This window comes from Streptomyces sudanensis (assembly GCF_023614315.1).
GTDB lineage: Bacteria > Actinomycetota > Actinomycetes > Streptomycetales > Streptomycetaceae > Streptomyces > Streptomyces sudanensis.
Window position 1 is genome coordinate 4,067,792 of record NZ_CP095474.1, and the last position, 4,847, is coordinate 4,072,638.

The 4,847-nt window shown below is 77.8% G+C and carries 5 protein-coding genes and 1 pseudogene; 3 read left to right on the forward strand and 3 right to left on the reverse strand.

Annotated features, from left to right (window positions below):
• Positions 1-233: 233 nt before the first annotated feature.
• Positions 234-650, reverse strand: a complete 417-nt coding sequence (ssgD, locus tag MW084_RS18735; RefSeq protein WP_010473830.1) for a spore wall synthesis regulator SsgD — start codon at positions 648-650, stop codon at positions 234-236.
• A 304-nt stretch (positions 651-954) separates the two neighbouring features.
• On the opposite strand from ssgD, the gene MW084_RS18740 reads away from it, so the two are divergent.
• Both MW084_RS18740 and MW084_RS18745 read left to right on the forward strand, forming a co-directional pair.
• Positions 955-1,662: an endonuclease V gene (locus MW084_RS18740; protein ID WP_010473834.1), complete on the forward strand. Its 708-nt coding sequence runs from the start codon at positions 955-957 to the stop codon at positions 1,660-1,662.
• A complete protein-coding gene (locus tag MW084_RS18745) occupies positions 1,659-2,036 on the forward strand; it encodes a VOC family protein (protein ID WP_010473836.1) in 378 nt (125 codons plus the stop codon). The genes MW084_RS18740 and MW084_RS18745 overlap by 4 nt, the downstream gene beginning before the upstream one ends.
• A gap of 149 nt (positions 2,037-2,185) precedes the next feature.
• Here the strand turns inward: MW084_RS18745 and MW084_RS18750 are convergent.
• Together MW084_RS18750 and MW084_RS18755 are read right to left on the reverse strand one after the other, a co-directional pair.
• Positions 2,186-2,729 (reverse strand): saccharopine dehydrogenase family protein (locus tag MW084_RS18750; protein WP_476718374.1); only part of this gene is annotated, 544 nt, incomplete at its 5' end.
• Between the two features lie 19 nt (positions 2,730-2,748).
• Positions 2,749-3,379, reverse strand: a pseudogene (locus MW084_RS18755) (saccharopine dehydrogenase family protein); the annotation flags it as partial.
• A 205-nt stretch (positions 3,380-3,584) separates the two neighbouring features.
• On the opposite strand from MW084_RS18755, the gene MW084_RS18760 reads away from it, so the two are divergent.
• Positions 3,585-4,799, forward strand: coding sequence for an acetyl-CoA C-acetyltransferase (locus tag MW084_RS18760; protein WP_010473839.1), 1,215 nt, complete (start codon positions 3,585-3,587; stop codon positions 4,797-4,799).
• Positions 4,800-4,847 lie beyond the last annotated feature (48 nt).

Sequence of the window (4,847 nt, forward strand, 5' to 3'; positions counted from 1 at the left end):
TTCTTGTCGCTTCACNNNGCGGCGCACCGCGCGGACGGCCGCCGGGGCGGCGGTACGGGAGGGCGGGACCGGCTCGCGGAGCCGGGCCGCGCACGGGCGGCGCGCACGGCGCGCGGAGGTGCGGCGGCAGGACGGCGCGGGGCCGGGGCGGCGCCCCGCCGTCCGGGCCTGCTGTCACCGGGGCGGGCCGGGTCCGAAGGGGGCGGGACCGGAGGGGCTGCCGGCGGCGCCGGTCAGCGCGGGTCGCGCAGCAACCGGGCCAGACCGCGGTCCAGGTCGAGGAACCGGGACTCGTGCCCGGCGGGCACCGCGCGCTCGGTGCGGCGCAGGAAGCGCCGGACCTCGTCGGTGTGCACGTGGACCATGGCGACACCCTCGGCGGCGTGGAACTCCACCACCGTCCGGCCGTGGCCGAACGGCCGGACCCGCACGTCGCCGTCGCCGGCCGGCGCGTCCGTCCCCGCCGCGAGCAGTTCGCGGGAGAACCCCCAGACGGTCTCCACGCCTTCGAGGGTGGCCGGGGCGGGAAAGGCCATGTGGACGGCGAAGGGGTCGGCGGGGTCGTAGCGCAGGACGGTCGAGACGACGTCCACGCGGGGCGCCGACGCGACGAGGCGGGCTTGCAGGGGCTGCTCGATGACGGTGGACACGCCACGCTCCCTCATAGGTCTCCCTCTTCACCGGGGAGGACGGCGGACCCGGCCGAGGAGTGCCCGGCCGCTCCCGTGACCTGCGTCACCGTGACCCGCGTCACCCGGCGGGCGCCCGGGGCAGGGCGCCGGACGGGACGGCGGCGGCACGTTCCGCGCGGTGCCGACGGCGGTGGCGCCCGGTGGACCGCCGGCGCCCGTGCGCACGGCACCGCCCGCCGGGACCCGCCCCGGCCCGGCCGCCACCCCGGTCCGCCGTACGCAGGGGCGCCGGGCGCCGCGGCCCCCTAAGCTGACGGGCACTATGACGATCCTCGAAACGCCCGCCGGCTGGCCCGCCGACGAGAACGAGGCGCTGGCCGTCCAGGACGAGCTGCGCGCCCGCGTGGTCCTGGACGAACCGGGGCCCCCGGTCGGCACGGGCCTGGTGGCCGGTGTCGACGTGGCGTACGACGACGAGCGCGACCTCGTCGCCGCGGCCGCCGTCGTCCTGGACGCGCGCACCCTCGACGTGGTCGACGAGGCCACCGCGGTCGGCCGGGTCGCCTTCCCGTACGTGCCGGGGCTCCTCGCCTTCCGCGAACTGCCCGCCGTCCTCGCCGCGCTGGACGCCCTGGCGGCCGGGCCGGGTCTGGTCGTCTGCGACGGCTACGGGCAGGCCCACCCGCGCCGCTTCGGCCTCGCCAGCCACCTGGGCGTGCTCACCGGCCTGCCGGTGCTCGGCGTCGCCAAGAACCCGTTCGCCTTCACCCACGAGCAGCCCGGCCCCCGCCGCGGCGACACCGCCCCGCTGCTGGACGGGGCGGAGGAGGTGGGGCGCGCCCTGCGCACCCGCGACGGCGTCAAGCCGGTCTTCGTCTCGGCCGGGCACCGCGTCGGCCTGGACGCCGCCTGCGCCCACACGCTGGCGCTGACGCCCCGCTACCGCCTGCCGGAGACCACCCGCCGCGCCGACGCCCTGTGCCGCCGGGCCCTGCGGGAGGCCGCGGCCCGGCAGGGGAGCGGCGTGTGATCGGCCGTCTCCAGTGCGTGGTCCTCGACTGCCCCGACCCGCGGCGCCTCGCCCGTTTCTACCAGGGCCTCCTGGGCGGCGACGTGGACCGGCCCGACCCCCGCTGGTCCCTCGACGACGACTGGGCCACGCTCCACCTCGGCGACGGGCGCGTCCTGGCCTTCCAGCGCGCCGCCGGCCACCGGCCGCCCCGCTGGCCCGACCCGGAGCGCCCCCAGCAGTTCCACCTCGACATCGGGGTGGCCGACCTGGCGGGGGCCCGCGCCGAGGTCCTGGCACTGGGCGCCACGGTCCTGGAGGAGGGCGGCCCGGAGCGGAGCTGGACCGTGTGCGCCGACCCGGCCGGCCACCCGTTCTGCCTCGTACGGGAGTGACCACCGCGGGCGGACGGCCCCGTACGGCAGCGGCCCTCACGCCGACGGCCCCGTACGGGAGCGGCCACCACCCACAGGCGGTCCCCGTACGGGCGACCGCGTACGGGGGCGACCGCGTGCGGAAGGATCCCCCGGGCGGGCCGTCCGGCTCAGCGGACGTCGGTCAGCCGGAACCGGAGGCCCGCCGCCCGCAGCCTCCCCAGCAGCGCGTCGCCCATCGCGACGGCCGTCGTCACCTGCCCGGCCGTCGCCGGCAGGCCCTCGTCGAAGGCCAGGCACAGCGCCGACTCGGCGAGCATCTTCGCCGTCTCGCCGTAGCCCGGGTCGCCGCCGGACACCTCCGCGCGCACCCGCCGCCCGCCGCCCTCGCCGACGAACCGCACCCGGAACCAGCTCCGCCGCCTGCGCTCCGCGTCCGGCCCGCTGCCGGGCGCCCAGCGCTCCGACAGCCACCGCCGCGCCGGCGGGAACTGCGCCAGCGCGAAGCCCGCGCCCACGGCCGCCGCACCGCCCAGCGCCACCGGCCAGGTGCGCACCGCCGCGTGGTGCCGGTACCGGAAGTCCGGCCCGTACAGCGGCAGCGCCGCCGCCGACCGGGCCACGATCCGCGGGTCCAGCGTCGGCAGCGGCAGCGCCCACGCGCCCGCCTCCCGGCTGAACCGCGGCCTGCCCGGCGCCGCCCCGACCCGCCGCNCCGCCGGCCGCGGCTCGNGCAGCCGCCGCTCCCGGGCCGCCCGCGCCGTCTGCCGGACCCGGCTCAGGGCGGTGAGCGCGGAGGCGAGGGTGCCGCCCGAGAAGAGCGCGTCGGCCCGGACGAACCCGTCGACCCGCAGCGGCACGTCCCGGGGCAGGTGCCGCACGGTGAAGTACACGCCCAGGTCGTGCGGGACCGAGTCGAAGCCGCAGGCGTGCACCAGCCGTGCGCCGGTCTCCCGCGCCCGCGCGTCGTGGCGCAGGTACACCAGGTCGACGAACTCCGGCTCGCCCGTCAGGTCGACGTAGTCCGTGCCGGCCCGGGCGCAGGCCGCGACGAGCGGCCCGCCGTACCGGACGTACGGGCCGACCGTCGTGGCGACCACCCGCGCCGACTCCGCCAGGTCCCGCAGCGCGTCCGCGTCCCCGGCGTCCGCCACCAGCAGCGGCAGGCCGGCGCACTCCGGGTGCCCGGCGGCGAGCGAATCGCGCAGCCGCTCCAGCCGGCCCCGGTCCCGCCCGGCGAGCGCCCAGCGGCACCCGGCCGGGGCGTGCGCGGCCAGGTACCGGGCGGTGAGCTCCCCGACGAAGCCGGTCGCCCCGAAGAGGACCACGTCGAACGCCCGTGCCGTGCCGTCCCGCGTGTCCATCGGGTCCTCCTCCACTCGTCCGCGGCGGGCCGGCCCGAAGGAGGCGGGCGCGACCGGGGTGCGCCGGGGGTCCGCCTCGCCTGCGGGGGCCGGGGCGAGCGCCGGGGCCCGGCCACCGAACCCGGCGCGTTCCGCGTGGCCGTCCACCGCCCGCCTGACCCATCATCGACGGTGAAGCGACCCCCGCGACGCGAAAGGCCCGCCCGTGACCACCGAAGCGTACGTGTACGAAGCGATCCGCACCCCCCGCGGGCGCGGCAAGGCCAACGGCTCCCTGCACGGCACCAAGCCCGTCGACCTCGTCGTCGGCCTGATCCGGGAACTGCGCGCCCGGCACCCCGGCCTCGACCCCGAGGGCATCGACGACGTCGTCCTCGGCGTCGTCTCACCCGTCGGCGACCAGGGCTCCGACATCGCCCGAATCGCGGCGATCGCCGCCGGGCTGCCCGACACCGTCGCCGGCGTACAGGAGAACCGCTTCTGCGCCTCCGGTCTCGAAGCGGTCAACATGGCCGCCGCGAAGATCCGCTCCGGCTGGGAGGACCTCGTCCTCGCCGGCGGCGTCGAGTCGATGTCCCGCGTCCCGATGGGCTCCGACGGCGGCGCCTGGATGGCCGACCCGATGACCAACCTCGCCACCGGGTTCGTCCCGCAGGGCGTCGGCGCCGACCTCATCGCCACCGTGGAGGGCTTCTCCCGGCGGGACGTCGACGAATACGCCGCCCTCTCACAGGAGCGCGCGGCAACGGCCTGGAAGGAGAGCCGCTTCGAGAAGTCCGTCGTCCCCGTCCGGGACCGCAGCGGGCTCGTCGTCCTCGACCGCGACGAGCACCTGCGCCCCGGCACCACCGCCGACTCCCTCGCCGCGCTCAAGCCGTCCTTCGCCGGCATCGGGGAGGCGGGCGGCTTCGACGCCGTCGCCCTGCAGAAGTACCACTGGATCGAGAGGATCGACCACGTCCACCACGCCGGGAACTCCTCCGGCCTCGTCGACGGCGCCGCGCTCGTCGCCGTCGGCTCCCGCGAGGCCGGCCGGCGCCACGGGCTGACGCCCCGCGCCCGCGTCGTCTCCGCCGCCGTCTCCGGCTCCGACCCCACCATCATGCTCACCGGCCCCGCCCCCGCCAGCCGCAAGGCCCTCGCCAGGGCCGGACTCACCATCGACGACATCGACCTCGTCGAGATCAACGAGGCGTTCGCCGCGGTCGTCCTGCGCTACGCCCGGGACATGGGGCTGCCGCTCGACAGGATCAACGTCAACGGCGGCGCCATCGCGCTCGGCCACCCCCTCGGCGCCACCGGCGCGATGATCCTCGGCACCCTCGTCGACGAGCTGGAGCGCCAGGACAAGCGGTACGGCCTGGCGACCCTCTGCGTCGGCGGCGGCATGGGCATCGCCACCGTCGTCGAGCGCCTCTGACCGGCCCGCCCGAACCCGGCCCTGTCTCTTATACACATCTCCGANCCA

Bases quoted from the DNA above. Each gene is read 5' to 3' on its own strand.
- MW084_RS18740 (WP_010473834.1), top strand. From the start codon at position 955: ATGACGATCCTCGAAACGCCCGCCGGCTGGCCCGCCGACGAGAACGAG.